This window comes from Stenotrophomonas sp. G4 (assembly GCF_003428825.1).
Lineage (GTDB): Bacteria > Pseudomonadota > Gammaproteobacteria > Xanthomonadales > Xanthomonadaceae > Stenotrophomonas > Stenotrophomonas indicatrix.
Genome location: NZ_CP031741.1, coordinates 1,009,063 through 1,034,454, shown reverse-complemented (window position 1 = coordinate 1,034,454; position 25,392 = coordinate 1,009,063). Strand labels below are relative to the sequence as shown.

Below are 25,392 nucleotides of genomic sequence, written 5' to 3'. Positions count from 1 at the left end.
GTGCACTTCTCAACTGACTCCGCTACGCAATCACCGAGGATGCATAGAGGTGGAAGTTGAGCGGATGATCAAACCCCATCACGTGCCTGGTCATGGATTCGCAAGCCTTCCCGCTAGCGAAGAAGTCCGAGCGGGCCAAGGCGGGTTGAAGAGTGCGATTTTCGCCTGACGGCGAGTCATCGGCTTCCTGGAGCCCGCACGCCCTCGATGCACTTACTCTGCACACACGAAAAAGCCGGCTCAAGGCCGGCTTCTTCATGTCACCTGAAAAATCAGGGATCTATTTGGTGGGCGGTACAGGGATCGAACCTGTGACCCTTGCCGTGTGAAGGCAATGCTCTACCGCTGAGCTAACCGCCCGGTGTGTTGCTGAGCCGCTCATTATAGGGGCTTTTCAGAGACCGTCAACAGTTTTCACATTCGTGTTCACGCGCGTTTCCAGAGGCCGCCGGGCATGGCCCGGCGCTACCGGAATCACATCGTATGCGTCGGCTTGTCCGAACCGGTCAGGCCGGCCAGGATCGTTTCGATCTTGTGGCGCACGGTCTCGCCTTCCTGGCCGTCGGCCAGCTGCACGCCGATGCCGGCGGTGCGGTTGCCCTGCGCACCGGCCGGAGTCACCCAGATCACCTTGCCGGCCACCGGCAGGCGCTCGCTGGAATCGGGCAACGTCAGCAGCAGGAACACCTCGTCGCCCAGGAAGTAGCGCTTGGGCGTGGGCACGAAGATGCCGCCATTCTTCACGAACGGCATGTACGCGCTGTACAGCGCGGCCTTGTCCTTCACTGCCAGGGACAGGATGCCCTGGCGGGCGTTGCTGGCACTCATCGATTTCCCCTTGCGGCAGGCCGCTCGTTCACCTTGTTCCAGGCCAGCAGCAACTCGACCACCGCAAGGTCTGCGCGCACGGTGGTGCGCAGCAGGTCGCGGGTGCGGTTGGCCGCATCGAACCAGGCTGCAAGCTTGTGCAATCGCTCCGGCGTGGTCAAGGCATCGGTGCTGGCCTGGGCCAGCGCCAGGTCGGCAGCGAAGCGCAGGCGCAGCGCCGCGTTGTCATCGGCACACCACTTCTGCGCCAGCTCCACCGCGCCGGTCTTGCCGGCGGCCAGCTGTTCCAGCTCACGGCTGACGTCGCGACGCAGGCTCAGGCCATCTTCGCGCAGCCAGTTGTCGGCCTGCCCGGGATGGCCGCGTGCCGCATCCAGTGCCTCACGCGCGGCCGCTTCGCTGTGGCCCTGCTGCTGCAGCCAGGCCAGCGCTTCCTCGCGCGGCGGCAGCTTGAATTCCAGGCGCTGGCAGCGGCTGCGCACGGTCTGCGGCAGGCGCGCCGGGTCACTGCTGATCAACCACAGGTAACGCCCGGGTTGCGGCTCTTCCAGGGTCTTCAGCAGCGCATTGGCGGCCGAACGGTTGATGGCATCGGCCGGGTCGACGATCACCACCTGCGCCACGCCGTACTGCGGGGTCAGCGCCAGCTTGTTGGTGATCTCGCGCACCTGCTCGATCACGATCTCGGTGCGCAGCTTGTCGCCGCTCTTGTTCGGAATGAAGCTGATCAGCTGCAGGTCGGGATGCGTGCCGGCGGCAATCAGCTGCCGGGTGCGGGTGGCATGCGCGCCATCCCCGCGTGCCAGCACGTGGTCGGCAAGCGCCAGGGCCACCTCCCGCTTGCCCAGCCCGGCCGGGCCACAGATCAACAGGCCATGGCCCAGTCGATCCGCATCCAACGCAGCCACGGTCTGCTCGAACGCGCGCTGCTGCCAGGGCGAGAACGTACTCATGCGCCCTCCCCTTGCTGCAGCCAGCGCTCGACACGCGCAACCACATCGGCGGCCACGCGCTCCTGCACCTGCCCGGCGTCGACCAGCGCGAAGCGCTGCGGGTCCTGCTGCGCACGGCTGCGGAACACTTCACGCACGCGCTGGAAGAAATCGTCCTGCTCGCTTTCGATGCGGTCCGGCCACAGGTCGCGGCCGTTGGCACGCGCGCGGCCGACGGCCACGTCCACGTCCAACAACAGGGTCAAACCGGGCAGCAGGCCAACGGCGCGGCGCTCCAGGTCAGCGATCCACTGCGGGTCCAGGCCGCGGCCGCCGCCCTGGTAGGCATAGCTGGAATCGGTGAAGCGATCGCTGAGCACATAGGCACCGCGCTGCAGTGCTGGCTGGATCACCTGGCGCACATGCTGCGCGCGTGCGGCGAACACCAGCAGCAGCTCAGCCTCGGCACTGAGCGGCTCGGCGGCGATCTCGGCATCGGGCTTCAGCACCAGGCCGCGGATGCGCTCGGCCAGCGGCGTGCCACCGGGCTCGCGGGTCAACACGACCTCATGGCCGTGACGGCGCAGGCACTCGCGGATGGCGTTGATGGCGGTGGTCTTGCCCGCGCCCTCGCCGCCTTCCAGGCTGACGAAACGGGGATGGCGAAGCAGCGCGGAACTCATTGCGCCGGGGTCTCCTGGGTGCGTTGCTGGCGCAGCTGCTGCAGGTAGCGGGCTACGGCGGCGTTGTGTTTGTCCAGGCTCGGCGAGAACACGTGCGCACCACTGCCATCGCCCACTGCGACGAAGTACAGCGCATCGCCCGGTGCCGGCTGTGCGGCGGCCATCAGCGCGTCGCGGCTGGGCATGGCGATCGGGGTCGGGGTCAGGCCAGAACGGGTGTAGGTGTTGTAGGGCGTATCGGTGGTCAGATCGCGGCGGCGGATGTTGCCGTCGTACGCCGCGCCGATGCCGTAGATCACGGTCGGATCGGTCTGCAGGCGCATGCCGATCTTCAGGCGGCGCATGAACACGCCGGCAATCTGCGGTCGCTCGCTGGCCAGCGCGGTTTCCTTTTCGATGATCGACGCCAGCGTCAGCAGCTCGTAGGGCGTGTTGATCGGCAGATCCGGGGCGCGGCTTTCCCAGGCCTCGTCCAGCGCCTTCTCCATCGCGCCGTGGGCACGCTTGAGCACGTCCAGGTCGCTGTCGCCGCGCTGGTAGACGTAGGTTTCCGGCAGGAACCGGCCTTCCGGATGCTGGCCGGCGAAACCGAGGCGATCCATCAGTGCTGCGTCATCGAGGGTGTCGGTGGTGTGCAGCAGCGGATCGGCACGCTTGAGCGCGGCGCGCAGCTGGCGGATGTTCCAGCCTTCGATGATGGTGACGCGGTGCTGCAGCACCTTGCCCGCGCGCATGCGCAGCAGCAGCTCGCGCGGGGTCAGGCCCTTGCTCAGCGCGTACTCGCCCACCTTCAGCTTGCCGGCCGCGTCGAGCTGGCGCGCCAGCAGTTGCCACTGGGTGTCCTGGCCCTCGTCCACGCCGGCCTCGCGCAGCTTGCGCAGCACGCTGTTCATGCCATCGCCGCTGGCGATGACCACGCTGTCCGCGCTGGGGGTCAACGGCACGTCGGCAAACTGGCTCTGCTTGTAGAAGAACCACGCGCCCGCGCCGGCCACGATGGCGGCCAGCACCAGCAGCAGCATTACCACCAACAGACACCCGCGCTTGGCTCCCGCCATGGACTACCTCTGAACTCGATTCCGTCGTGCAGGATACCGTGCCGGTGGTGTGGGGTCATGACCGGGGCACTCATCCACGCATGGCGTGGATCTACCGCCGGGCATGGCCCGGCGCTACCGTGGCGTCTCCCTCCTGGTAGCGCCGGGCCATGCCCGGCGGCGGCAATCGGTCAACCCTGCTGCCCCAGCGCCCGCAGCAGGCCGCGGGCCTTGGCCCGGGTTTCGTCCAGTTCCTTGTCCGGGTCCGAGTCGACCACGATGCCGGCACCGGTACGGAAGCTGACCTCGCTGCCGTCCACTTCGGCGGTGCGGATCAGGATGTTCAGGTCCAGGTCGCCATCACGGTTCAGCCAGCCGAACGCGCCGGTGTACGCGCCGCGTGGCACCTGCTCCAGCTCACTGATGATCTGCATGCAGCGCACCTTCGGGCAGCCGGTGATGGTGCCGCCGGGGAAGGTCGCGGCGATCACCTCGCCCGGGGTGACGTCCGCGCGCAGCTGGCCGCTGACGTTGCTGACGATGTGGTGCACGTGGGCGTAGCTTTCCACGGTCATCAGCTCGTCCACCACGACCGTGCCGGGCAGGCAGATGCGGCCCAGATCGTTGCGCTCCAGGTCGATCAGCATCACGTGCTCGGCGCGCTCCTTGGGATGGCCGACCAGTTCCTGGATGCGCGCGGCATCGTCGTCGCCCTCGAAGCGCGGACGGGTGCCGGCGATCGGGCGGGTCTGTGCGTGGCCGCCATGCACCGACACCAGCCGTTCCGGCGACGAGCTGACCACATGCCGGCCGTACGCACTGAACAGGCCGGCAAACGGCGCCGGATTGGCCCGCCGCAGCTGCGCGTACAGCGCCTGCGGGCTGACCGGTGCTGCGAAGTGCGCGCTCCAGCGCCGCGACAGGTTCACCTGGAACACGTCGCCGGCGCGCAGGTAGTCGATCACCCGGCGCACACCCTCGGTGAAGCGCTGTGGTTCGTCTTCGCTGACCGACTGCGGCGGCTGCCAGCCCTGCCCGGCCGGCGGCAGTTCACCCGCTACCAGCGCGACCAGCGAGTCCAGCAGCGCTTGCTCGCCCGCTTCGGCAACGAGGAAGCTGGTGTCGGCCTGGTGGTCATGCAGCACGGCGGCCGGGCAGCGCAGGGCAAGTGCGGTCGGCCGGCCGTCATCGCGCGCGCGCGCCGGCAGCACCGGTTCGACCTGGCTGGCCACTTCGTAATCGAGCATCAACGCCCAGCCACCGCGGAACGGCAGCGCGTGGCCGCCGTCGTGCGGCAACCGCTGTGCCTGCCATGCGCGGTCCAGCGCCTGTAGGAAGCTGCCGGGCTGCACCGCGCCGTGCTGGTCGCGCACCTGGCCATCGGCGTCCAGCTGCAGGGTGTCGCCCTGCGCGGCCAGCAGCAGGCTCCAGCGGCCCTGGGCGGTGCCTGCGGCGGTGGACTCCATCAGCAGCGGGAAACGCACCGGGTCGCGCTGCTGCAGGGCCAGCAGGTCGATCGGGTGCGGCAGCGGGTGGATCAGCGGGGAGTGGGTCATGGCAGCCAGTTCGGGAGACGGATACACGGAAGCCGCCTTGCGGCGGCCTCGTGGTTGGCGGAGCCGAGCATGGCTCGACCCTACTGGTGCGATCAGACGCGCTTGAAGATCAGCGTGCCGTTGGTGCCGCCGAAACCAAAACCATTCGACATCACCACGTCGACCTTGGCCTGGCGTGCTTCGTTGGGCACGTAGTCCAGGTCGCAGCCTTCGCCCGGCTGCTGCAGGTTGATGGTCGGCGGAATCACGTTGTCACGCATTGCCAGCACCGAGAAGATCGCTTCCACGCCGCCGGCAGCGCCGAGCAGGTGGCCGGTCATCGACTTGGTGGAGCTGACCATCATCTTGTAGGCGTGGTCGCCGAAGGCGGTCTTCATCGCCATGGTCTCACCGAGGTCGCCCAGCGGGGTCGAGGTGCCATGTGCGTTGAGGTAGCCGACCTGTTCCGGGGTGACACCGGCGTCCTTCATGGCCATGGTCATGCAGCGCGCAGCGCCTTCGCCGTTCTCGCTCGGCGCGGTCATGTGGTACGCGTCGGAGCTGGCGCCGAAACCGGCCAGCTCGCAATAGATCTTCGCGCCACGCGCCTTGGCGTGCTCGTACTCTTCCAGGATCAGGATGCCGGCGCCGTCGCCCAGCACGAAGCCGTCACGGTCCTTGTCCCACGGGCGCGAGGCCTGTTCCGGAGCATCGTTGCGGGTGCTCATTGCCTTCATCGCGCAGAAGCCGCCCAGCGCCGTCGGCGAGGAGCCGCGCTCTGCACCGCCGGCCACCATCACGTCCGCATCGCCGTACTGGATCATGCGCATGGCGGTGCCGATGGAATGGTTGGAGGTGGCGCACGCCGAGACCGCCGAGAACGACGGGCCCTTCAGGCCGCTGATGATGCTCAGCTGGCCCGGCAGCATGTTGATGATGGTCTTGGGCACGTAGAAGGGAGAGATCTTCTTCCCCTCGTGGAACTCGATGGTCTGCTCTTCGATGCCGAGCAGGCCGCCGATGCCGGCGCCAACGATGGCGCCGATGCGGTCGGCATTGGCGTCGGTGATCTCCAGGCCCGAATCATGCAGGGCCATGAAGGCGGCACCGAGGCCGTAATGGATGAACGGGTCCATCTTCTTGGCATCCTTGCCGCTGACCCGGTACTTGCCGAACAGTTCGTTGTCGGCGGTGATGTCAAAGCCTTTGACCTCACCTGCAATCTTGGTGGTGAACCGTTCCAGGTAGGCATCAGAAACGTTGGTCAGCGGACCGATGCCCGAACGACCGTGGGTGATGCCTTCCCAGCTGCTGGCCAGATCATTGCCCAACGGCGAGACCATACCCAGGCCGGTTACGACGACGCGACGCTTCATTGCTGATTCTCCTGACCCGAACGTTCTTTGCGGGTAACGCGGTTTACTTCGGTGTGGTGCGCAAACACACGGGGCCGCAAACAGCGGCCCCATGGGGTGTCGTGCGCGCCGGACGCAACGCCCGCACGCGCACTGACGTCCTGCATCAGGCCTTGACGTGGGCCGTGATGTAGGTGATCGCCGCCTGCACGGTGCTGATCTTCTCGGCTTCTTCGTCCGGGATCTCGCACTCGAATTCTTCTTCCAGCGCCATCACCAGCTCGACGGTGTCCAGCGAGTCAGCGCCCAGGTCATCGACGAACGATGCGCTGTTGGTGACTTCTTCTTCCTTGACGCCAAGCTGTTCGATGACGATTTTCTTGACGCGTTCTTCGATGGTGCTCATGGGATATCGCTCCAGATGGAGTAGTGGTTCAAAAGTGGTCGCCATCAAAGGCGATGGCCGTGGGATAGTGTAGTGGAAACCGGCGTGACCTTGCATTGCAGCAAAAATCCTCGCAGATCAACCACTTGCGGCGCGATCCCTGCGCCCCTTGCTTACGGCATGTACATGCCGCCGTTCACATGGAGAGTTTCGCCGGTGATGTAGCCGGCAGCCGGGCTGGCCAGGAAGGCCACCGCATGGGCGATGTCCTCCGGCGAACCCAGGCGTTCGAGGGCGATGTCGCCGATCAGCGCGGCACGCGCTTCTTCCGGCAGCGCCTTGGTCATGTCGGTGTCGATGAAGCCCGGCGCGACCACGTTGACGGTGACCCCGCGCGAGCCGATTTCCTTGGCCAGCGACTTGGAGAAACCGATGATGCCGGCCTTGGCGGCGGCATAGTTGGCCTGGCCGGCGTTGCCGGTCACGCCCACCACCGAGGCGATGTTGATGATGCGGCCCTTGCGCGCCTTCATCATGCCGCGCATGACGGCCTTGCTGGTGCGGAACACGCTGGTCAGGTTGGTGTCGATGATCGACGCCCAATCGTCTTCCTTCATGCGCATCAGCAGGTTGTCGCGGGTGATGCCGGCGTTGTTGACCAGGATCGAGATCGGGCCGAATTCCTTGGCGATACCGTCAAGCACGGCATCGAGCGCAGCGGCGTCGGTGACGTTCAGCGCGCGGCCGTGACCGCCGTGGGCAGCCAGGCGCTCGCCGATCGCGGCGGCGCCGGACTCGGTGGTGGCGGTGCCGATGACGGTGGCGCCCTGGGCGGCCAGCAGATCGGCGATGGCGGCACCAATGCCACGGCTGGCACCGGTAACCAGTGCGATTTCACCCTGCAGGGGCTTGCTCATGATGTTTTCCTCAGGCTGGGGCGGCCGCCGCACCCGCGCCGCTTGCAGCGGCCACCGGCACGGTCGGCAGGAACAGGGGCAATCAGGCCGACCACGTCTCGCGGGCGGTTTCGAAGTCGCCCGGGGTGGCCAGGGAACGGCCGTCGATGGCCTTGTCGATGCGCTTGACCAGACCGGTCAGCACCTTGCCCGCGCCGCATTCGGCGATCCGGGTGACGCCACGGGCGGCCAGCGCCTGCACGCAGCCGGTCCACTGCACGGGCTGGTACAGCTGCTGCACCAGCGCGGCGCGGATCGCGTCCACACCGTCGTGCACCTTGGCGTCGACGTTCTGCACCACCGGCAGCTGCGGCAGCTGCCAGGACAGGCCGGCCATCACTTCGGCCAGACGGTTGGCGGCTTCGCGCATCAGCGGGGTGTGCGAGGGCACGCTGACGGCCAGCTTGACCGCCTTGCGCACGCCCTTCTCGGCCAGCAGCGCCAGCGCGCGGTCGACCGCGGCAGCGTCGCCGCCGATCACGATCTGGCCCGGCGAGTTGAAGTTGGCCGGAACGACCACCTGGCTGCCGGCAGCTTCCGCGCAGACGTCCAGCACCAGCTGATCTTCGGCACCGAGCACGGCGGCCATCGCGCCAACACCTGCGGGAGCCGCGTCCTGCATCAGCTGGCCGCGCAGGCGCACCAGGTGCGCACCGTCGTGCAGGCTGAGGGCGCCAGCGGCGACCAGGGCGGTGTATTCACCCAGGCTGTGGCCCGCCAGAACCGACGGACGCGGACCGCCCACGGCGTTCCAGGCGCGCCACGCGCCGATGCTGGCGGCCAGCAGGGCAGGCTGGGTGTATTCGGTACGGTTGAGCATTTCCTCCGGGCCGCCCTGGGACAACGCCCACAGGTCAACGCCGGCACCATCGGATGCCTCGGTGAAGGCCTCACGCACCTGCGGGTGCAGTTCGGCCAGCTCGGCCAGCATGCCCACAGACTGCGAGCCCTGACCGGGGAAGACAAAAGCGAGGGTGGATACGGTCACGCGGTCATCCGCTTGTTGCAATCGAAGCGGGCCATGATAAGGGGAACATGCCGTGTCGTCTGTACGTGCGCGTATGCACGGCGTATGGACAGTGCCCCGATACGGGGTCCGCCGGGCATGGCCCGGCGGACCGCGATCAGCAGAGCAGCTGCAGGATGTCCAGCTCGCCGTCGGCGAACCAGTCCATGCACAGACCGACCACCATCAGCAGGCCCAGCGTGGTGGCACCATGGGTGATGAAGATGGAGTGGGCCAGCGCACGCGCCGAGCGCCCCAGCTTCATGCACACCCGCGCCAGCCGCTGCAGACGGCCGCTGACGGCGTGCACATGCGCGCGTACCGGTGCCTGCACCCCGTTCATCGCCTCGGCCATCATCGCCTGCAGGCTTTCGGGGCGATCAGCGTAGTACTTGGCCACGCCGTAGCCGAACATCAGCCAGTCACGCGCCTGCGCTTCGGCCAGGTCCATGACTTCCAGCGGATCTTCTTCGAAGTCGATGAAACCGACGTTCTGGCCATCCCAGGTGAGGTTGCGCGGCAACGGCTGGCCGAAATAGGCGCCACGTGCGTGTGCTTCGGCGATGGCCTGCATTGCCGCGGCCACAAGGCGATCGCGACCGGCATCGTCGGCCTCGCGCAGGCAGGTATTGAACGAGCTGCCGTTGTCGCCGATCACCAGCGCGGCATGGCCGCTGCCGATCACCGCGGGCACGTTCACGCCCTGCGCCTGCAGTTCCGCCAGCCGGCGGGCCTCGGTTTCGCGCGCGGCGTCGCCACCGCGGTGCGGCGGCGGGCGCAGCGCATCGAGATGGAACCGGCGGGCAACAAAATTGAGCAGGCTCAGGGCCACGGCCCGGCTTCCTTCGCCGTACTGCTTCAGCCAGGCGCGCTGCCCTTCGATGACGATGGGCTCAACCATGACGGTCTCCTTCAACGCATTACGGCCCCAGAGGGGCCGTAACGACGGTTTCACGTTGTCGTAACTTGCACTATCAATAGCGCAGCAGGGCCGAACCCCACGTGAAGCCACCACCGAAGGCTTCCAGCAGCAGCAGCTGGCCGCGCTCGACCCTGCCGGAACGAACGGCAGCATCCAGTGCCAGCGGCACCGAGCCGGACGAGGTATTGCCGTGCTTGTCGACAGTGACCACGACCTGGTCCATCGACATCTCCAGCCGCTTGGCGGTGGCTTCGATGATGCGCAGGTTGGCCTGGTGCGGAATCAGCCAGTCCAGGTCGGACTTGGTCAGGCCGTTGGCATCCAGGGTTTCGTCCACGACCGAGTCCAGCGCCTTGACGGCGTACTTGAACACGTCGTTGCCCTTCATGTTGATGGTGCCGCCACCGTTGTTGCCTTCACCGAAACCGACCGAAACGCCGACCGGATTCCACAGCAGCTCTTTCTTGCTGCCATCCGAATGCAGGTGGGTGCTGAGGATGCCGGTTTCTTCGTCGGCCTTGAGCACGACAGCGCCCGCGCCATCACCGAACAGCACGCAGGTGGTGCGGTCTTCCCAGTCGACGATGCGGGTCAGGGTTTCCGCGCCGATCACCAGCACATGGCGGGCATCACCGGAGCGGATGAATTTGTCAGCCACGCTGAGCGCGAACACGAAGCCCGAACAGGCCGCGTTGACGTCGAAAGCGGGGCAGCCGCTCACACCGAGCTTGGCCTGGATCAGGCACGCGGTGGAGGGAAAGATCAGATCGGGAGTGGTCGTACCGACCACGATCATGTCGAGCTGCGAAGCGTCGATACCGGCCGCTTCGATCGCACGCAGCGCGGCCTGGTAGCCGAGATCACTGGTGGTTTCGCCTTCGGCCGCGATGTGCCGTTCACGGATACCGGTGCGCGTCTGGATCCACTCGTCCGAGGTCTCGACCATTTTTTCCAGGTCGGCATTGGTCAGGACTTTTTCCGGCAAATAACTACCGGTGCCCGCGATCCTCGAGTAGATCCGCTTGCTCATCATGTTTCCTGTTGCACGAGCCGCCGTTCACCGGCGTGCCCGGGAAAGAAGGCGAAGGCCGCTGCCCAGCGGGCAGCGACCTTCCGGCACATCAGTCTTCCTGGACAGCCGAAGACTTGGTCTGGATGACCTTCTTGCCGCGGTAGAAACCGTCAGCAGTGATGTGGTGACGCAGATGCACTTCGCCGGTGGTCGGGTCGGTCGACAGCTGCTTGGCGCTCAGGGCGTCATGCGAACGACGCTGGCCACGACGGGACGGGGTAACACGGGATTTCTGGACAGCCATGGGATTGCTCCAAACTCGGTTCGTTTTGCTTCGTCGTTTCGTCGCACAGGACGCCAGCGCCCAGCACACTTTTCGCTTTCGCCGCAGCCGCCGACGACAACCGGCTGCTATTGTTTCTTCAATGCCGCCAACGCCGCGAACGGATTGGCCTTTTCAGTTTCTTCTTCGGTCGGCGCCCAGTCCTTGTCGACTGCCTCGCCGTCCGGCGACAGCGGTACCACAGGCACCGCCAGCACCAGCTCGTCTTCGACCAGGTCCAACGGACGCAGCTGGCCATCTTCCGGCACCAGCAACGCCTCGTATTCCTCCGGCAAGGATGATTCCTCGTCCTCGTCGCGGATCAGGCCAAGCCTCTGGGTCATCTTCACCGGCAACAGGAAACGCTGCATGCTGCGCTGACAGGTCAGCGGCAACGCGGTATCGATGGTCAGTTCCACATAGGATACCCGCAAGATCTCGTCGCGACCGAATTCGAGCGAGTAATTACACTCACCCTCGGTATCGGCGACAAGCCCCTGCAGGCGAGTCAATTCAGCCAGGGCTACCTGACCGTCGAAGCGCCTTCGCGCTACGACCATCCGCCAGGCATCCAGCGTTTCGGGCACGTTCGCGGACATAAGCCGCCGAATATTAAGGATCGGCCGGTCGTGTGTCAAATGACTGCCACGAAAGGCTTGCTGTGGCTGGCGGTACCGGGCCAGACTTTCGCGCCCCGCCCCCGGAATTCCCGCATGCCTGCCCTGGTTCTGGCCTCCACTTCCCGCTACCGCCGCGATCTGCTGGAACGGCTGGGCCTGCCCTTCGACTGCGCACGCCCGCAGGTGGATGAGACCCCGCAGGCCGACGAGGCGCCGCTGGCGCTGGCAGCACGCCTGGCCGGCGCCAAGGCGGCCGACGTGGCCGCCCGCCATCCCGGCAGCTGGGTGATCGGCTCGGACCAGGTGGCCGACCTGAATGGCCAGCCGCTGGGCAAACCGGGCACGGTGCAGGCCGCCTGCGCGCAGCTGGCGGCGATGTCCGGGCAGACGGTGCGCTTCCATACGGCCATCAGTCTCACCCGTGACGGAGAATCCTTTTCGGCAATGGATATGACCCAGGTGCGCTTCCGCGCGCTGCAGGCATCGGAGATCGCCCGCTACGTGGCCATCGAACAGCCGCTGGACTGCGCCGGCAGCTTCAAGTGCGAAGGCCTGGGCATCAGCCTGTTCGAGGCCATCGACAACCGAGACCCCACGGCGCTGATCGGGCTGCCGCTGATCGCGCTGTGCAGCTTGTTGCGCCGGGCCGGATTCGCGGTGCCCTAACCCCGGCACGAGGCACGCTGCCTCAGCGCTTGCCCACCACGAATGGCTGCTCCTGCCACTGCTCCACGCTGCCATCGCGACCGTGCAGGCGCAGGCCCAGCCAGTGCTTTCCCGGTGCCAGCGTCGTGGTATCGAGCGTTGCATCGAAGCCGACAGCCGGGTGTTGCGGGTCAGTGCTGTCCGGCCAGGCGTGGCGGATATCGAACACCCGCCCATAGCTGGCATCGCCGATCGAACGACCATCCACCAGCACTTCAACCCGCGACAGCCCAACGCCTTCCTTGAACGCCCAGCCTCTGATCGCCAGCGCGCCGCTCACCACCTCTCCATTGGAAGGGGTGTCCAGCCAGGCCAGAGCGGGGGCTACGCATGGCCCCTGCGCGCGCTCCACGGGCAGGCGGAACAGCAGGAAGCGCTGGAACCCGTGATCGCTGCTGACCACGCGCGGTGGTGGCAACGGCCCGACCTGTTCGCAGATGGCGTGATAACGGGTGAGCAGATCGCGGAAACGCTGATCGCTGGGCGACAGCACCAGCAGCATCGGCACGTCGCGCTCGCCTTCATGCACCTGTCCCCATTGCGCCAACTGCGCGGTACGGCCGTGCTTGTCGTTGAGCGGATGGGGCAGCACGTCGATGTCACCACGGCCCAGCTGGAATCCCAGTTCGGCACCCACCTTGAAGTTGCCGGCCAGCACGCGGCTGCCTTCGGGCATCTGCTGCAGTTCTTCGCGGACCGCAGCCGCCAGCGGCTGCCAGCCGGCGAAGTTGCGCGGGTAGTACTTGTCGCCGGCCAACTGCTCGCGCAGCGATGACGAGGACGCCATCAGGTAATAGCCGAAGGCCAGCACCATGCCCAGCCCGGCCAGCCACCAGCCGGTACGCCGCAACCAGCGTGGCCAGCCGTTGAGGATCACCGGCACCGCCACCAGCAGGGCCAGGTAACCCGGCAGCGGCCAATGGAAGCTGATGCGTTCGACATCGGTGAAGAAGCCCAGGGCGAAGATGCCCAGCGTCGATACGCCACCGACCAGGCCGAAATAGCGCCACTGCGCGCGCGCGCCGCCGCCGTTGCGGGTGCCGGCCAGCGCAACTTTCCACATCGCAATGCACAGGACGGGCGTCACCAGCATCGGCTGGATCACCAGGAACCACAGGCCGCGCCACTCGAATGCCCACGGGTGGCGCTCGACTACCTGGAACTTCAGTCCAGCATCGTGATTGTCGGCGTTCCAGGCCAACAGCGGCAGCCATGCCAGTACGCCAACGGCCAGGGCCACCCAGACGCGCGGGTCGGCCAGCATGCGCCGGCCCTGCGGCAGCGCCAGCAGGGCAATGAAGCCGACCCCGATCACACCGATGAAACGATAGTGGCTGAGCGCGCCGATCAGCAGGCCCAGCGCCAGCTTCACCGCCGAGGAGGCGTCGACGTTGCGCAGCAGGCGTGCGCCGGCGTCCAGGCACAGCACCGCCGCCAGCGCCATCGGCACATCGGGTACGGCCAGCAGGCCCAGCGTGGCCGACAACGGCATCAGCAACGTCAAGCTGCCGGCCTGCCAACCGGCAACATTGCCGAACCAGCGCGCCGCAATGCGCGATACCAGCAGCGGCAGCAGTGCGCCGATGGCCAGGAACGGCAGCCGCAGCGCAAGCACATGCTGGCCGCCAAGCTCCACACCCAACCGGGTCAACCAGGCCGTCAGCCCTGGCAGATCCGAATAGGCCGCAGCCAGATGCTGGCCTTCCTGCCAGTAGAACGCCTCATCGACGAACAACGGCAGGCGTGCGGCCACGACCAGCTTGGCCGCTGTGACGAGCGTCCATAACCAGAGAAAAATCGTACGTGCGCGCTGTTCGCCCTGCATTGATGTATGGATAGAATCGACCGGTTACCGAACTTGAGACGATCATGACAGCTTCGTCCCCCATGCCCAGCATGCTAACCGATCAACTGCGTCAGTCCCTGCGCAATGCGCAGGACCAGGTCAACACGCTGGTGCTGGGCAAGGTGCATGAGGTGCGGCTGGCCTTCGTCGCCCTGCTTTCTGGCGGCCATCTGCTGATCGAAGACCTGCCTGGTCTCGGCAAGACCACATTGGCCCATGCCTTGGCCAGCAGCCTGGGGTTGAGCTTCCAGCGCGTGCAGTTCACCTCCGACCTGCTGCCGGCCGACGTGCTCGGCGTATCGGTGTACGACGCCGGCAGCCGCCAGTTCCAGTTCCATCCCGGGCCGGTGTTCACCCACGTGCTGCTGGCCGACGAGATCAACCGTGCGCCCCCGCGCACGCAGAGCGCCCTGCTGGAAGCGATGGCCGAGCAGCAGGTCACCCTCGACGGTCAGACACATGCCCTGCCCGATCCGTTCTTCGTGATCGCCACGCAGAACCCGGTGGATCTGTCGGGCACCTTCCCGTTGCCCGACTCGCAATTGGATCGGTTCCTGCTGCGCCTGGCGATGGGCTATCCCAGCGCGCAGGCCGAGCGTGAACTGCTGCGCGGCAGCGATCGCCGCGACCTGATCGCTCACGCGCTGCCGCAGCTGGACAACAGCCAGGTCCGCGCGCTGCGCGAAGCGGTTGGCCAGGTACATGCCAGCGATGCGCTGGTGGATTACGTGCAGGCGCTACTGACCCGCAGCCGCCAGCACGCTGGCGTACGCGTCGGATTGTCGCCGCGTGCCGGGCTGGCCCTGCTTCGCGCGGCCAAGGCACATGCGCTGCTGCTCGGCCGTGGCCACGTCGTACCCGAAGACGTGCAGACCCTGTTCGTGGCAGTGGCGGGCCATCGCCTGGTGGGCGAAGCCGAGTCCAGCACGGGACCGGCGCTGGCACGAGCGATCCTGCAGACCGTCGCGGTCGATTGAACGTGGCATCGCGCGCCCGGCGACTGCTGCAGCTGGCCCGCCCGCGTACGCCGGAGGCGTTGCCGCAGCGGCTGGACCGCCGGCGCATCTATGTGCTGCCCACCCGCTTCGGCCTGTTTGTGGCCTGCCTGCTGGTCGCAATGCTGCTGGGCGCGCTGAACTACAACAACAACCCGGCCCTTTTGCTGGCGCTGCTGCTGGCCGCAGCCGCAATCGCCAGCGCCATCGCTGCGCACCTGCAGCTGTCGGGCGTGCAGATCGACGCGATCTCCGCCGAGCCGGTGCCGGCCGGGCAGCCGCTGCGCCTGCGCGTGGACCTGTCGCTGCGCGACCCACGGGCGCGCCACGGCCTGCACCTGCAACTGGGGCACAGCGAAGCGTGGCTCGACCTGCCCGCGCACGGCCGCGGCGAAGCCGCGCTGGAAGTGCCCAGCGAACGCCGTGGCTGGCTGGAACTGCAACGCATCCGCCTGTCCAGCACCCAACCGCTTGGCCTGGTCAGGGCGTGGTCATGGGTGTGGCCCGAAGAACCCCTGCTGGTCTACCCGCTGGCCGAAGCGAAGGCGCCGCCGTTGCCGCAGCAGGGCAGCGATCCACTGCACACCCGCGCCCACGCCAATGGCGAGGAACTGCACCAGCTGCGCCCCTATCGCGCCGGGGATCCACCGCGCAGCATTGCCTGGAAGCACTCGGCGCGCCGCGACACGCTGCTGGTACGCGAGTATGAAAAACCGGTAGGCATCGAGGTCGTGCTGGACTGGCGCGCACTGGCCCCCTTGGACCGGGAAGCACGCATTGCGCGGCTGGCACGCTGGGTGGACAGCGCCGAGCGCGAAGGCCGACGCTACACGCTGCTGCTGCCGATGCAGCCGCCACTCGGGCCCGGCCAGGGCGCCGGCCACCACCATCTGTGCCTGCGCGCGCTGGCGCTGCTTCCCCATGACTGAGCCTGCCCTGCTGCTGGACCGCAACACCCGCACGTGGACGCTGGCCAGCGCCGCACTGGCCTTGTTGCCGCTGCTGCTGCAGCTGCCCACCACATTGGCCGCGTTGATCGCTGTGGCGGCGCTCGCCACCGCGGCGCTGTCACAGCGCGGCGTGCTGCCGATGCCGGTGCGGGTACTGCTGGTGCTGGGCATGCTTGCTGCCATCCTCTGGCAGATGGGGGCGGTGCGCCCCGGCCGGGATACCGGTTGCGCGCTGCTGGCGGCGATGCTGGCGATCAAGTCCAGCGAGCTGCGTACCCTGCGCGATGCACGCAGCCTGCTCGGCTTTGCCCTGTTTTCACCGTTTGCTGCCTTCCTGCTCGACCAGGGGCCGCTGACCACCGTGCTCGCCGTGCTGGCCGGCGTCAGCGCCCTGATTGCGCTGCAGCGCCTGGCGCAGGGTGAAGGCCGCAGTGCGCCGCCGCCACTGACCACGCAGCTGCGTGGTGTCGGTCGCCTGCTGCTGATCGGCCTGCCGCTGGCGCTGGCCTGCTTCTGGCTGTTCCCGCGGTTGGCCACGCCGCTGTGGGGCATTCCCGAACGCGCGGTCGGCACACCCGGACTGTCGGACACGATGGAGCCGGACAAGTGGCTGGATCTGATGGCCGACGACACCCCGGCCCTGCGTGTCCAGTTCTTCGGCGCGGCTCCAGCGCCGGCACAGCGCTACTGGCGCGGGCCGGTACTGACCCGGTTCGATGGGCATGTGTGGCGACGCGACCGCCGTACCGAAGCTCTGCCGCCAGCCATCGTGGAACACGGCACGGAGGGCTGGGACTATCAGATCGATTACGAACCTACCGACCGTCGCCAGCTGGTCGCGCTGGATCTCCCCACTGCCGCACCAGAGGGCAGCCGGCTGGATGCAGCCCTGAGCCTGAGCAGCGACCGTGCATTGTCCGCACTGAGCCGGTGGCGCCTGCACTCGGCTCCGCCGCAGCGCTTCGATGCCACGCTGTCGTCGTACCAGCGTCGCGCTGCGCTGCAGTTGCCGGAAAGCTTCAACCCACGCACGGCAAGCCTGGCCCGACAGTGGCGGCAGGAAGCGGGGAACGACGACGACGCCGTGGTCCGTCGCGCCCTGGCGTGGATCACCGCGGACTTCTCGTACACGCTGGCAACACCGGCCCCCGGGCGCGATCCGGTAGATGCATTCCTGTTCGACTACAAGGCCGGCTATTGCCAGCATTTCAGCTCTGCCTTCGTGGTGCTGATGCGTAATGCCGGCATTCCCGCGCGGGTGGTCACAGGGTTCGCCGGCGGCACGCGCAACCGGATCGGCGACTACTGGGTGCTGCGGCGGATGGACGCCCACGCCTGGGCTGAGGTATGGCTGCCGCAACGCGGCTGGGTGCGCATCGATCCGACAGCGGCAGTAGCACCCGAGCGCATCCTGGACACACTCGATGATCGCCTGCAGGCTGGTGCCACTACCGGCCTGCAGCAACGCTGGCTGCAGCTGGGCCAGGTCGGCGACTGGATGCGCAGGGGCTGGAACGAACTGGTGCTGTCCTTCGACGCTCGCCGGCAGCAGCAGTTGCTGCAACCATTCGGGCTGGACGACCTCGGCCCCGGACAGCTGCTGGCCGGCTTCGTGATGGCCGCGTTGCTGGCGCTGGCGTGGATGGCGTGGCTGCTGGCACGTGGCGAACGCGAGCGCGACCCGCTGCTGCGCGCCTGGCACCGCCTGGGGCAACGCTATGCGCGGCTGGGGCTGGGCCGCGAACCGCACGAACCGGCCCTGCACTGGGCCCGGCGGGTCCACGCACAGCGCCCCGACCCGGCCCTCATCACACTCAGCCAGCGTTTCGCCGATGCACGCTACGCTGGCACTTGTACCGAGCTCGCCCCATTATTGCGGGACCTGCGCAGGCATCGCCCGACTTCCGGAGCCTCCCCATGAATACCAAGTTCCTCCTCACCGCCGTGGCCGCCTTGGCCTTGTCGGCCTGCGCCACGGCCCCCAAGCCGCTGCAGGGACAGTTCAGCCTGGTTTCCCCGCGCGATTCGGTAGCCACCCAGCAGGTCGGCACGCCGGTGCGCTGGGGTGGTCGGATCATCGAAACCAAGCCCGGCCAAGGCGAGACCTGTTTCCAGATCATCTCGCGTCCGCTCAACGGCAGTGGCCGCCCGAACACCACCTCTTCCGATGCCAGCGACGGCCGCTTCATCGCCTGCCGCGCCGGCTTCTACGATCCGGCCGTGTTCGAAGCCGGCCGCGACGTGACCTTCATCGGCAAGATCGATGGCTACGCCAACACCCGTATCGGCGATTACGACTACCGGCTGCCGAAGCTGTCTGCCGACGTGATCTATCTGTGGCCGGAGCAGCGCCAGGTCGATGTAGTGCCCTACCCCTACGGACCTTGGGGCCCGGGCCCGTATGGCCCTTACTGGGGCGGCTACCGCGGCTGGGGCTGGTGGTAGTCCAGGCCCGTTGCGCATGATGCACAAGGCCGCCCATCGGGCGGCCTTTTTTCATCCACGCATGGCGTGGATCGACAGCGCACCAACAACAGTAGATCCACGCCATGCGTGGATGGCCGCCTCAACGCCCTGGCGTACCGAAGTGACCCAGCGGCGCGCCAGCCAGCAGATGCATGTGGATATGGAACACGGTCTGCCCGGCATCTTCGCGGCAGTTCATCACGATGCGGTAGCCGTCCTGCGCGAAACCTTCCCGACGCGCGTACTCGGCGGCGGCCAGCGCCAACTTGCCGATCAGGTGCGCCTGCGACGGCTGCAGGTCATCCAGGGTTGGAATGATCTCGTTCTTCGGAATGAACAGCACGTGCACCGGCGCCTGCGGTGCGATGTCCTTGAACGCCAGCACGTCGTCGTCTTCATAGACGATTGTGGCCGGGATCTCGCGACGGATGATCTTGCTGAAGAGGGTTTCGCTGCTCATGGTCGGCCTCGGCGGAGTATTTTCCGCATTGTAGGCCGGTAACGCCGGGGCATGCCCGGCATCGACTCAATCGCGCACTTCGCTGCGGGTGCCGAACGCGTGCGACAGCGTGCCGCGATCGACATACTCCAGCTCACCACCGAGGGGCAGGCCCTGGGCCAGTCGACTCGGCCGCACCTGGCGGGCACGCGCCAGCTGCGCGAGATAGTGCGCGGTAGCTTCGCCTTCGACGGTGGCGCTGGTGGCAATGATCAGTTCCTGCACTTCCGCCTCGGCCAGGCGCTGTTCCAGCTGCTCCAGACCCAGCTCGCGCGGGCCGATGCCATCCAGCGGCGACAGGCGCCCCTGCAGCACGAAGTAAACGCCGCGATAGCCGGTGGCGTTCTCGATCGCCAGGCGGTCAGCCGGCGATTCCACCACGCACAGCTGGCTGCGCTCGCGGCTGCCATTGGCGCAGGTCGGGCACAGCTCGGTTTCGCTGAAGTCGCGGCACTGCGCACAGTGACCGATGCGTTCAACCGCCTGCGCCAGCGTCTCGGCAAGGCGTTTGCCACCTTCGCGCTCGCGTTCGAGCAGGTGGTAAGCCATGCGCTGGGCCGTCTTCTGGCCTACGCCAGGCAACACCCGCAGTGCATCGATCAGTTGTTCAAGCAGGGGTGCGGACACGGCGGCGTGTTCTGTAGAGCCGAGCGTGCTCGACTGGAAATTGCGGGCAATCGAGCACGCTCGACGCTACACAGTGCATGGCACCCGGCAGTGCGGGTGCCACGCAGGGCATCAGAACGGCATCTTCATGCCCGGCGGCAGCTGCATGCCGGCGGTGGCCGAACCCATCTTCGACTTCGACTCGGCATCGATCTTGTTGGACGCATCGTTGAAGGCGGCGGCGATCAGGTCTTCCAGCATTTCCGGGTCACTGGCCAGCGACGGATCGATGCGTACCTTGCGGCACTCCTTGGCACCGGTCAGGGTGACATTGACCATGCCGCCACCGGCGCTGCCGGTCACTTCGATCCTGGCGATTTCTTCCTGGGCCTTCTGCAGGTTTTCCTGCATCTTCTGGGCCTGCTGCATCAGTTGGGCGATATTGCCGCGCATGTCGTCTTACTCGTCAAAAGAACGGATGGAATCGGAAACAACCCGGGCGCCGTGCTGCTGGATCAGCAGCTGGACTTCCGGATCGTCCATGAAAATGGCCTCGGCAGCCTGCTGCCGCTCGCCACGCTGGCGGTCGGCGCGCTGGTGCAGGGTCTCGGCCGGGACCTGCTCGGTTTCCACGGTTTCGACCACGATCTTCAGCGCGTGGCCAAGGGACTTTTCCAGCACCTCGCCCAACGCTGCCAGCGCGCGCTCGGAGCGCAGGTATTCAAATCCGGGCGAAAGGCCCAGTTTCAAGACCCCATGCTGGCAACTGATGAAGGCCGCATTGGCCGCAAGCTGTCGCGACGGACCGCTCAGGCCACTGTTGGCGACCAGGTCCAGCCAGTCCTCGGCACAGGCCAGCTCGCTGACGCTGCCTGCCGGCGAGGCCTTTTCCTTTGCCGCAACCGGTGCCGGGGCGATGTCGATACCCTCGGCACGGAACGGACGCTCCGGCGCGACAACCGCCTCTGCAACCGGCGGTGAAGCCGCAACCGGCGGCTCGTGCCACGGCGCGACCATGGCCGCGTCGGGCGTTGCCATCTCGGCCGCCAGCGCTTCATCGCGCGCGCCAGCCGCGTCGGTTGCCCACGGCGGCAGGTCGTCAGCCTCAGCAGGTGCCTTGGGCGTGGCCGCCTCGGGAGCCAACTGTGCCTTCATCGGCAGCGGTGACCCGGGTTCCTCGATCGGAGCCGGTTCAGGTTCAGGGGTCGGATCCGGTTCCGGGGTCGGCTCGGGCTGCGGCTCGGGTTCGCGCTGTGGTGCCGGGGTCGGCGTCTGTGCGGTTGCCTCCGCCAGCACGGGGGCCGCAATTGACTGGGTGACTACCGCGGCTTCTGGCGCCGCAGCAGCGGCCGGTGCAGTTCCTTCGTGGCTACCACCAGCAAGGCCGCCCCCGGCCTGACCCGTGCCGGTCGGTGCGCTGCCACCGGAGGATTCCGGAGTACGCGGCACCGACGGCACGGCAGCCGCAGGGCGGAACGCCAGCATGCGCAGCACGGCCATTTCAAAGCCGGCGCGCGGGCTGGGCGCCAATGGCAGATCGCGACGACCATTCAGGGCCATCTGATACCAGAGCTGGACCACCTCCGGGCGCAGGCGTTCGGCAAACACGCTGGCATCCAGTCCCTCGGCAGCGGCGGATGCGCCCGGCACCAGTTGCTGCACCTGGATGCGGTGCAGGCCCTCGGCCAGCGCATCGAGCACCCCGCTCCAGTCCGGCGAGAACTCGGCCAGCGCCGCCACCACCTGCAGCAGGCGCGGGCCATCGCCCTCGGCCAGGGCATCGAGCATGGCCGCCACCTGGGTGCGGTCGACCGTGCCCAGCATGGTGCGCACCACGTCCTCACGCAGCGCACCGCCGGCATAGGCAATGGCCTGGTCGAGCAGCGACAGGCCATCACGCAGGCTGCCGTCGGCGGCCTTGGCCAGCTGCACGATGGCGGTCGGGTCCGACTCGATCTCTTCAGCGGTGAGGATGCGGGTCATCTGCCCCTGGATCTGATCTTCATCCAGGCGCTTGAGGTTGAACTGCAGGCAGCGGCTGAGCACGGTGACCGGCAGCTTCTGCGGATCGGTGGTGGCCAGCAGGAACTTCACGTGCTCCGGTGGCTCTTCCAGGGTCTTCAGCAGCGCATTGAACGCCGCCTTGGACAGCATGTGCACTTCGTCGATCAGGTACACCTTGTACTTGCCACGCGAGGGCATGTACTGGGCGTTCTCGATCACCTCGCGCACATCGTCCACGCCGGTGTTGGACGCGGCATCGATTTCCAGCAGGTCGATGTAGCGACCGGCGTCGATGTCCAGGCAGGCCGCACATTGGCCGCAGGGATCGGCACTGGTGCCCTGTTCGCAGTTCAGCGACTTGGCGAAGATGCGCGCGATCGTGGTCTTGCCCACGCCGCGGGTACCGGTGAACAGGAACGCATGGTGGACCCGGCCGCTGTCGAGCGCATTGCTGAGCGCACGGACCACGTGTTCCTGGCCCACCAGCTCGGCAAAACGCTTCGGACGCCACTTGCGGGCAAGGACGAGATAGGACATCAGGCCACCGTCTTCCATCGGATGTTCCATTGTGCCACGCCTGTCCAGCCCTCTCGCCCTGCAAACCAGTGCTTGTGTCCTGCCGCTGCGCCCGCTAGAATCTGCGCCCCTGCTGAGGCGTTTGCCGATGGCAGGGATCCGGAGAGGTGTCCGAGTGGTTGAAGGAGCACGCCTGGAAAGTGTGTAAGCGTCTAAACCGCGCTTCGGGGGTTCGAATCCCCCTCTCTCCGCCAGATAACTGAAAAAGGCTGCCCTTTGGGCGGCCTTTTTCAGTTATCTGGCTGGGGACGCGAAGTGCGCTGCGCGCGCTTCGCCCCAAACGTTGCTGCGCAACGTTCGGGCCCCTCCCTTCCTCAATAGAGGGGCTTGTACGCAGTAGATCCACGCCATGCGTGGATGCCTCGTTGAAGGACAGGTGGGGCCACGGCGCCGGGATCGACGCCGTGGAGATGGAGCGGGTGCTGTAGCCTCCCGCCGCACCCATGCCCGGCCTCAACTGCTGGAGAGTTTCATCAGCACCAGGCCGGCGACGATAAGCACCGCTGCGCCAATCCGCATCGGGCTGACCTGCTCGCCCAGGAACACGATGCCGACCACGAAGGCACCGACCGCGCCGATGCCGGTCCAGATCGTGTAGGCGGTGCCCAGCGGCAGGCTGCGCATGGCCACGGCCAGCAGCCAGAAGCTGGCGATCATGCCGACGATGGTGATGACGGTGGGGGTGAGTCTGGTGAAGCCTTCAGACTGCTTCATCGACACGGCCCAGACGATTTCCAGCAGGCCGGCAAACAACAGATAGATCCAGGCCATGACAGCCCTCCTTTGGTAGGGCCAGGCCGTCCTGGTCATTGAATCCCGATGTGGGGGAGGTCGTTCCTCCTGGGACCGGATTCTAGCAACGGCGGCAGCCACCGACCGATGCTGGGGGCACAGGGTTACATCGGATTCAGTGCATGAAGCTGGCATCAACGCACCTGCCTGCGCTAGAATGCGCGTCTGCCATCGGTAAGCCGATGTGCAGTCCGGCTGTGGTCTCCGGCGCACAACGCGCTGCTTCCCCTGATCCGTGAATCGGCCGCCTCCGGGCGGCCAACGTCTCTATGGTGGCCCCGTCGGCCCCTCGCGACGCTAGGTCGAAAACTCCGCCAGGGCCGGAAGGCAGCAACGGTATCGATCGACGCGGGCGCCGAGGTCAGCCGGCGGGGCCACCGCCTTTTCGGCGAAGCCCCGCTCCGGTAGATGCCAACCTTGGTTGGCGCCCTTCGCCGGGCATGTCCCGGCGCTACCGCGCCTCAGGCGTACCCTGATGGAACACCATCCGCCAGCCCGTTGAATGCTGACGCCACAGCGAGCTGCGCAGCACCCACCGCTGCGGTTGGTCATCGACGTGATAGCGACTGCGGTAACGCACCTGGGCCAGGCCCTCTGCCAGCATCCACACGGCGTACCGGTCCGACTCGATCACCACCTGCGCACGCTCCAGCGGGATCTCTTCCAGCGCGGCTTCACGGCCGTAGCACTGGCCGGAGCTGCCGATCTCGCTGAAATCCTCATCCAGCAATGCCGCCAGACGCTCATGGTCTGCGCGCACCTGCGGGCAATGCAGTGCGCGTTCCAACCCCTCCAGTTCTGCGGCCAGCGCCGGTGAAGCGGCGGCGCCAGCGCTGCTCACGGCGGATCCTGCGCCAGCACGTGCGGCGCCGTCGGGGTCGCCAGCGCCACGCACTGCCCCGGCTGTGCCACCCGGTGCCCACGCGCGGCCAGGGCCTGGCCATCGGCCACACTGGCATAGTGGTACAGCATCATCCGTGCCTGCAGCTCGGCGCTGTACTCGCGCTCCAGGTCATCCACCCCGGTATGCGAAGGATTGCCGTGCAACCCGCAGTCGTGGGCGATCAGTTCGTTGTCACCGGCATAGCGCGCCAGCATTTCCGGAATCGGCCGGGTGTCACCGCTCCAGGTCAGCGCGCCCTGCAGGCGCAGGCCATAGGCCGTCTCCGGCCAGTGGTGCCGCACCGGGAACACCTCCAGCCGCACACCCTCGTGCCAGAACGCATCGCCCACCACGATCAGCTGGAAGGCATCCCAGAAGTTGGCGCCGCCCTCGGCCAGCACGTTCGGGTAATCGCCGATGCGCTTGTGCAGCAGCGGCACCACCGTGGCCGGCACGTACAGGCGCACCTTGCCGCGCCGCTGCGCGCTGAAGAAGGTATCCACGAACAGCCGTTCGAAACCGGCCACGTGGTCCAGGTGTACATGGGTGACGAACAGCGCCTGCGGCATATGCCCGTAATGGGCCTTGAAGGCAGTCAGGCCTTCGCCGCCGCAGTCGATGGTCAGCCACGGCCGGCCATCACGCTCGATCACCGACATCGGCGAACCCAGCTCGACCGCCGACGCATTGCCGACGCCGAGGAAACGCAACGACCAGTCCATCAGGTGCCCCGGTTCCAGGCCATGTCATAGGCGCGACGCAGGCGCGCGTAGTCTTTTTCCACGTCTTCCACGCTGCGCTCACCGCGCAGCTTGACCAGCGAGCGCAGCAGGCGCTTGAGATTGCGCTCGCGCCAGGCCGTGGCCGGGATGCGGATCACCCCGCGATCGAAGTCGATCAGCCAGCCATGCCCGTTGCCATCGAACAGGATGTTGTGCGCATTGAGATCGGCATGGTCCAGCCCGGCACGGTGGAAGCGCGCGATCATCCGCCCGGTTTCCTCCCACGGCGCCCCGCGCCCGGCCACCAGTGCGCGGTCGGCCAGCGAGCGCACCCCTTCGATCCGTTCCATCAGGATCGCGGCGCGGTAGCGCAGGCCTTCACGCATGTAGAAGGCGGCGATCGGCCTGGGCACCGGCAGCTTCTTCTCGCGCAGCGCGCGCATCAGCCGGAATTCGGCAAAGCTGCGGGTCCGGTCCGCCCCCCGCCAGATGTACTGGTCGTGGCTGATCCGGGCCGCCAGCCCCCCGCGCAGGTAGTGCCGCAGTACGCTGGCGCCGAACGGCGCATCCACGAACCAGGCGCTGCCACGGCCGCCCTCACCCACCGGCCGGGCCTTGCCGGCCCAGTGCTGTGGCGAGAACAGACCGATGTCGGCTTGCCGCAGCCGCTCGCGGTCGAACAGAATGGCCCCGATGCCGCGACCCTCGCGGCATGGCGTCAGCGCTTCATTGGCGTCGAATGCGACCATTCCTTT

The 25,392-nt window shown here is 67.0% G+C and carries 27 protein-coding genes, 2 tRNA genes and 1 other RNA gene; 7 read left to right on the top strand and 23 right to left on the bottom strand.

Translation table 11 applies throughout. From position 1 onward, the window contains the following. Positions 1 to 285 precede the first annotated feature (285 nt). From D0Y85_RS04720 to D0Y85_RS04655, 14 genes are all read right to left on the bottom strand, one after another. A tRNA-Val gene (locus D0Y85_RS04720) sits at positions 286 to 360 on the bottom strand. Positions 361 to 474: 114 nt separating this feature from the next. Then, a complete protein-coding gene (locus tag D0Y85_RS04715; protein ID WP_025874071.1) occupies positions 475 to 828 on the bottom strand; it encodes a PilZ domain-containing protein in 354 nt (117 codons plus the stop codon). Further along, the gene (locus tag D0Y85_RS04710; RefSeq protein ID WP_117309677.1) at positions 825 to 1,781 is read right to left on the bottom strand and encodes a DNA polymerase III subunit delta'; all 957 of its coding nucleotides are present in this window, start codon (positions 1,779 to 1,781) and stop codon (positions 825 to 827) included. Before D0Y85_RS04710 ends, D0Y85_RS04715 begins: the two co-directional genes overlap by 4 nt. Further along, positions 1,778 to 2,443 (bottom strand): dTMP kinase, encoded by a 666-nt coding sequence (gene tmk / locus D0Y85_RS04705; RefSeq protein ID WP_049467276.1) that lies wholly within the window; start codon positions 2,441 to 2,443, stop codon positions 1,778 to 1,780. The genes D0Y85_RS04710 and tmk overlap by 4 nt, the downstream gene beginning before the upstream one ends. Beyond that, positions 2,440 to 3,501: an endolytic transglycosylase MltG gene (gene mltG / locus D0Y85_RS04700; RefSeq protein ID WP_117309676.1), complete on the bottom strand. Its 1,062-nt coding sequence runs from the start codon at positions 3,499 to 3,501 to the stop codon at positions 2,440 to 2,442. The genes tmk and mltG overlap by 4 nt, the downstream gene beginning before the upstream one ends. A 170-nt stretch (positions 3,502 to 3,671) precedes the next feature. Beyond that, positions 3,672 to 5,036, bottom strand: coding sequence for an aminodeoxychorismate synthase component I (locus tag D0Y85_RS04695; RefSeq protein WP_117309675.1), 1,365 nt, complete (start codon positions 5,034 to 5,036; stop codon positions 3,672 to 3,674). A 92-nt stretch (positions 5,037 to 5,128) separates the two neighbouring features. Next, entirely contained in the window at positions 5,129 to 6,391 is a 1,263-nt protein-coding gene (gene fabF / locus D0Y85_RS04690; RefSeq protein WP_025874076.1) for a beta-ketoacyl-ACP synthase II, read from the bottom strand. Between the two features lie 145 nt (positions 6,392 to 6,536). Further along, positions 6,537 to 6,776 carry an acyl carrier protein gene (acpP, locus tag D0Y85_RS04685; protein ID WP_025874077.1) on the bottom strand — a complete coding sequence of 80 codons (240 nt, stop codon included), beginning with the start codon at positions 6,774 to 6,776 and terminating at the stop codon, positions 6,537 to 6,539. Between the two features lie 152 nt (positions 6,777 to 6,928). Beyond that, positions 6,929 to 7,672 carry a 3-oxoacyl-ACP reductase FabG gene (gene fabG, locus D0Y85_RS04680; protein WP_117309674.1) on the bottom strand — a complete coding sequence of 248 codons (744 nt, stop codon included), beginning with the start codon at positions 7,670 to 7,672 and terminating at the stop codon, positions 6,929 to 6,931. Positions 7,673 to 7,754: 82 nt separating this feature from the next. Beyond that, complete coding sequence (fabD, locus tag D0Y85_RS04675; protein ID WP_117309673.1) at positions 7,755 to 8,699, bottom strand: ACP S-malonyltransferase; 945 nt, start codon at positions 8,697 to 8,699, stop codon at positions 7,755 to 7,757. A gap of 136 nt (positions 8,700 to 8,835) precedes the next feature. Further along, on the bottom strand, positions 8,836 to 9,618 hold the full coding sequence (locus D0Y85_RS04670; protein WP_117309672.1) for a serine/threonine protein phosphatase: 783 nt from the start codon (positions 9,616 to 9,618) through the stop codon (positions 8,836 to 8,838). Positions 9,619 to 9,691: 73 nt separating this feature from the next. Further along, positions 9,692 to 10,669, bottom strand: a complete 978-nt coding sequence (locus D0Y85_RS04665; RefSeq protein ID WP_049465181.1) for a beta-ketoacyl-ACP synthase III — start codon at positions 10,667 to 10,669, stop codon at positions 9,692 to 9,694. A gap of 91 nt (positions 10,670 to 10,760) precedes the next feature. Continuing rightward, positions 10,761 to 10,955 carry a 50S ribosomal protein L32 gene (gene rpmF, locus D0Y85_RS04660; RefSeq protein WP_025879386.1) on the bottom strand — a complete coding sequence of 65 codons (195 nt, stop codon included), beginning with the start codon at positions 10,953 to 10,955 and terminating at the stop codon, positions 10,761 to 10,763. A gap of 107 nt (positions 10,956 to 11,062) precedes the next feature. After that, on the bottom strand, positions 11,063 to 11,572 hold the full coding sequence (locus tag D0Y85_RS04655; RefSeq protein WP_049465184.1) for a YceD family protein: 510 nt from the start codon (positions 11,570 to 11,572) through the stop codon (positions 11,063 to 11,065). A gap of 114 nt (positions 11,573 to 11,686) precedes the next feature. Here D0Y85_RS04655 and D0Y85_RS04650 point away from each other — a divergent pair, with 114 nt between their 5' ends. Further along, positions 11,687 to 12,259, top strand: coding sequence for a Maf family nucleotide pyrophosphatase (locus D0Y85_RS04650; protein WP_117309671.1), 573 nt, complete (start codon positions 11,687 to 11,689; stop codon positions 12,257 to 12,259). 22 nt (positions 12,260 to 12,281) lie between these two features. Here the strand turns inward: D0Y85_RS04650 and D0Y85_RS04645 are convergent, their stop codons facing one another. After that, the gene (locus D0Y85_RS04645; RefSeq protein WP_117309670.1) at positions 12,282 to 14,123 is read right to left on the bottom strand and encodes a glycosyltransferase family 39 protein; all 1,842 of its coding nucleotides are present in this window, start codon (positions 14,121 to 14,123) and stop codon (positions 12,282 to 12,284) included. A 44-nt stretch (positions 14,124 to 14,167) separates the two neighbouring features. On the opposite strand from D0Y85_RS04645, the gene D0Y85_RS04640 reads away from it, so the two are divergent. From D0Y85_RS04640 to D0Y85_RS04625, 4 genes are read left to right on the top strand one after another with little or no spacing between them, the layout of a single operon-like run. Further along, positions 14,168 to 15,121, top strand: a complete 954-nt coding sequence (locus D0Y85_RS04640; protein ID WP_117309669.1) for a MoxR family ATPase — start codon at positions 14,168 to 14,170, stop codon at positions 15,119 to 15,121. Between the two features lie 2 nt (positions 15,122 to 15,123). Continuing rightward, on the top strand, positions 15,124 to 16,068 hold the full coding sequence (locus tag D0Y85_RS04635) for a DUF58 domain-containing protein (RefSeq protein ID WP_117309668.1): 945 nt from the start codon (positions 15,124 to 15,126) through the stop codon (positions 16,066 to 16,068). Next, positions 16,061 to 18,010, top strand: coding sequence for a DUF3488 and transglutaminase-like domain-containing protein (locus tag D0Y85_RS04630; protein ID WP_117309667.1), 1,950 nt, complete (start codon positions 16,061 to 16,063; stop codon positions 18,008 to 18,010). Before D0Y85_RS04635 ends, D0Y85_RS04630 begins: the two co-directional genes overlap by 8 nt. Continuing rightward, positions 18,007 to 18,534 (top strand): Slp family lipoprotein, encoded by a 528-nt coding sequence (locus D0Y85_RS04625; RefSeq protein WP_025879379.1) that lies wholly within the window; start codon positions 18,007 to 18,009, stop codon positions 18,532 to 18,534. The genes D0Y85_RS04630 and D0Y85_RS04625 overlap by 4 nt, the downstream gene beginning before the upstream one ends. Positions 18,535 to 18,655: 121 nt before the next feature. On the opposite strand, the gene D0Y85_RS04620 is transcribed toward D0Y85_RS04625, so the two are convergent. The 4 genes from D0Y85_RS04620 to dnaX all read right to left on the bottom strand — a co-directional run bounded on the left by D0Y85_RS04620 (position 18,656) and on the right by dnaX (position 22,219). Beyond that, on the bottom strand, positions 18,656 to 19,015 hold the full coding sequence (locus D0Y85_RS04620) for a histidine triad nucleotide-binding protein (RefSeq protein ID WP_032977365.1): 360 nt from the start codon (positions 19,013 to 19,015) through the stop codon (positions 18,656 to 18,658). A 66-nt stretch (positions 19,016 to 19,081) separates the two neighbouring features. Continuing rightward, positions 19,082 to 19,681 carry a recombination mediator RecR gene (gene recR, locus D0Y85_RS04615; RefSeq protein WP_025879377.1) on the bottom strand — a complete coding sequence of 200 codons (600 nt, stop codon included), beginning with the start codon at positions 19,679 to 19,681 and terminating at the stop codon, positions 19,082 to 19,084. A gap of 111 nt (positions 19,682 to 19,792) precedes the next feature. Next, entirely contained in the window at positions 19,793 to 20,113 is a 321-nt protein-coding gene (locus D0Y85_RS04610; protein ID WP_117309666.1) for a YbaB/EbfC family nucleoid-associated protein, read from the bottom strand. Positions 20,114 to 20,119: 6 nt separating this feature from the next. After that, a complete protein-coding gene (gene dnaX / locus D0Y85_RS04605) occupies positions 20,120 to 22,219 on the bottom strand; it encodes a DNA polymerase III subunit gamma/tau (RefSeq protein WP_117309665.1) in 2,100 nt (699 codons plus the stop codon). 122 nt (positions 22,220 to 22,341) lie between these two features. Here dnaX and D0Y85_RS04600 point away from each other — a divergent pair. Continuing rightward, positions 22,342 to 22,434, top strand: a tRNA-Ser gene (locus tag D0Y85_RS04600). Between the two features lie 259 nt (positions 22,435 to 22,693). Here the strand turns inward: D0Y85_RS04600 and sugE are convergent. After that, the gene (gene sugE / locus D0Y85_RS04595; protein ID WP_049468377.1) at positions 22,694 to 23,011 is read right to left on the bottom strand and encodes a quaternary ammonium compound efflux SMR transporter SugE; all 318 of its coding nucleotides are present in this window, start codon (positions 23,009 to 23,011) and stop codon (positions 22,694 to 22,696) included. A 299-nt stretch (positions 23,012 to 23,310) separates the two neighbouring features. On the opposite strand from sugE, the gene ffs reads away from it, so the two are divergent. Continuing rightward, positions 23,311 to 23,407: signal recognition particle sRNA small type (gene ffs / locus D0Y85_RS04590), an RNA gene on the top strand. A gap of 76 nt (positions 23,408 to 23,483) precedes the next feature. On the opposite strand, the gene D0Y85_RS04585 is transcribed toward ffs, so the two are convergent. The 3 genes from D0Y85_RS04585 to D0Y85_RS04575 are packed head-to-tail and all read right to left on the bottom strand — an operon-like array spanning position 23,484 to position 25,386. After that, positions 23,484 to 23,873, bottom strand: a complete 390-nt coding sequence (locus D0Y85_RS04585; protein WP_080149930.1) for a DUF4440 domain-containing protein — start codon at positions 23,871 to 23,873, stop codon at positions 23,484 to 23,486. Continuing rightward, positions 23,870 to 24,637, bottom strand: a complete 768-nt coding sequence (locus D0Y85_RS04580; RefSeq protein WP_117309664.1) for an MBL fold metallo-hydrolase — start codon at positions 24,635 to 24,637, stop codon at positions 23,870 to 23,872. Before D0Y85_RS04580 ends, D0Y85_RS04585 begins: the two co-directional genes overlap by 4 nt. Beyond that, positions 24,637 to 25,386, bottom strand: a complete 750-nt coding sequence (locus D0Y85_RS04575) for a 3-deoxy-D-manno-octulosonic acid kinase (RefSeq protein WP_033830466.1) — start codon at positions 25,384 to 25,386, stop codon at positions 24,637 to 24,639. The genes D0Y85_RS04580 and D0Y85_RS04575 overlap by 1 nt, the downstream gene beginning before the upstream one ends. Between the last annotated feature and the right edge of the window lie 6 nt (positions 25,387 to 25,392).

Coding starts and splice junctions, on each gene's coding strand:
- D0Y85_RS04715 (WP_025874071.1), bottom strand. CDS start 828: ATGAGTGCCAGCAACGCCCGCCAGGGCATCCTGTCCCTGGCAGTGAAG.
- D0Y85_RS04710 (WP_117309677.1), bottom strand. CDS start 1,781: ATGAGTACGTTCTCGCCCTGGCAGCAGCGCGCGTTCGAGCAGACCGTG.
- tmk (WP_049467276.1), bottom strand. CDS start 2,443: ATGAGTTCCGCGCTGCTTCGCCATCCCCGTTTCGTCAGCCTGGAAGGC.
- mltG (WP_117309676.1), bottom strand. CDS start 3,501: ATGGCGGGAGCCAAGCGCGGGTGTCTGTTGGTGGTAATGCTGCTGCTG.
- D0Y85_RS04695 (WP_117309675.1), bottom strand. CDS start 5,036: ATGACCCACTCCCCGCTGATCCACCCGCTGCCGCACCCGATCGACCTG.
- fabF (WP_025874076.1), bottom strand. CDS start 6,391: ATGAAGCGTCGCGTCGTCGTAACCGGCCTGGGTATGGTCTCGCCGTTG.
- acpP (WP_025874077.1), bottom strand. CDS start 6,776: ATGAGCACCATCGAAGAACGCGTCAAGAAAATCGTCATCGAACAGCTT.
- fabG (WP_117309674.1), bottom strand. CDS start 7,672: ATGAGCAAGCCCCTGCAGGGTGAAATCGCACTGGTTACCGGTGCCAGC.
- D0Y85_RS04670 (WP_117309672.1), bottom strand. CDS start 9,618: ATGGTTGAGCCCATCGTCATCGAAGGGCAGCGCGCCTGGCTGAAGCAG.
- D0Y85_RS04665 (WP_049465181.1), bottom strand. CDS start 10,669: ATGAGCAAGCGGATCTACTCGAGGATCGCGGGCACCGGTAGTTATTTG.
- rpmF (WP_025879386.1), bottom strand. CDS start 10,955: ATGGCTGTCCAGAAATCCCGTGTTACCCCGTCCCGTCGTGGCCAGCGT.
- D0Y85_RS04655 (WP_049465184.1), bottom strand. CDS start 11,572: ATGTCCGCGAACGTGCCCGAAACGCTGGATGCCTGGCGGATGGTCGTA.
- D0Y85_RS04650 (WP_117309671.1), top strand. CDS start 11,687: ATGCCTGCCCTGGTTCTGGCCTCCACTTCCCGCTACCGCCGCGATCTG.
- D0Y85_RS04645 (WP_117309670.1), bottom strand. CDS start 14,123: ATGCAGGGCGAACAGCGCGCACGTACGATTTTTCTCTGGTTATGGACG.
- D0Y85_RS04640 (WP_117309669.1), top strand. CDS start 14,168: ATGACAGCTTCGTCCCCCATGCCCAGCATGCTAACCGATCAACTGCGT.
- D0Y85_RS04630 (WP_117309667.1), top strand. CDS start 16,061: ATGACTGAGCCTGCCCTGCTGCTGGACCGCAACACCCGCACGTGGACG.
- D0Y85_RS04625 (WP_025879379.1), top strand. CDS start 18,007: ATGAATACCAAGTTCCTCCTCACCGCCGTGGCCGCCTTGGCCTTGTCG.
- D0Y85_RS04620 (WP_032977365.1), bottom strand. CDS start 19,015: ATGAGCAGCGAAACCCTCTTCAGCAAGATCATCCGTCGCGAGATCCCG.
- D0Y85_RS04610 (WP_117309666.1), bottom strand. CDS start 20,113: ATGCGCGGCAATATCGCCCAACTGATGCAGCAGGCCCAGAAGATGCAG.
- dnaX (WP_117309665.1), bottom strand. CDS start 22,219: ATGGAAGACGGTGGCCTGATGTCCTATCTCGTCCTTGCCCGCAAGTGG.
- sugE (WP_049468377.1), bottom strand. CDS start 23,011: ATGGCCTGGATCTATCTGTTGTTTGCCGGCCTGCTGGAAATCGTCTGG.
- D0Y85_RS04580 (WP_117309664.1), bottom strand. CDS start 24,637: ATGGACTGGTCGTTGCGTTTCCTCGGCGTCGGCAATGCGTCGGCGGTC.
- D0Y85_RS04575 (WP_033830466.1), bottom strand. CDS start 25,386: ATGGTCGCATTCGACGCCAATGAAGCGCTGACGCCATGCCGCGAGGGT.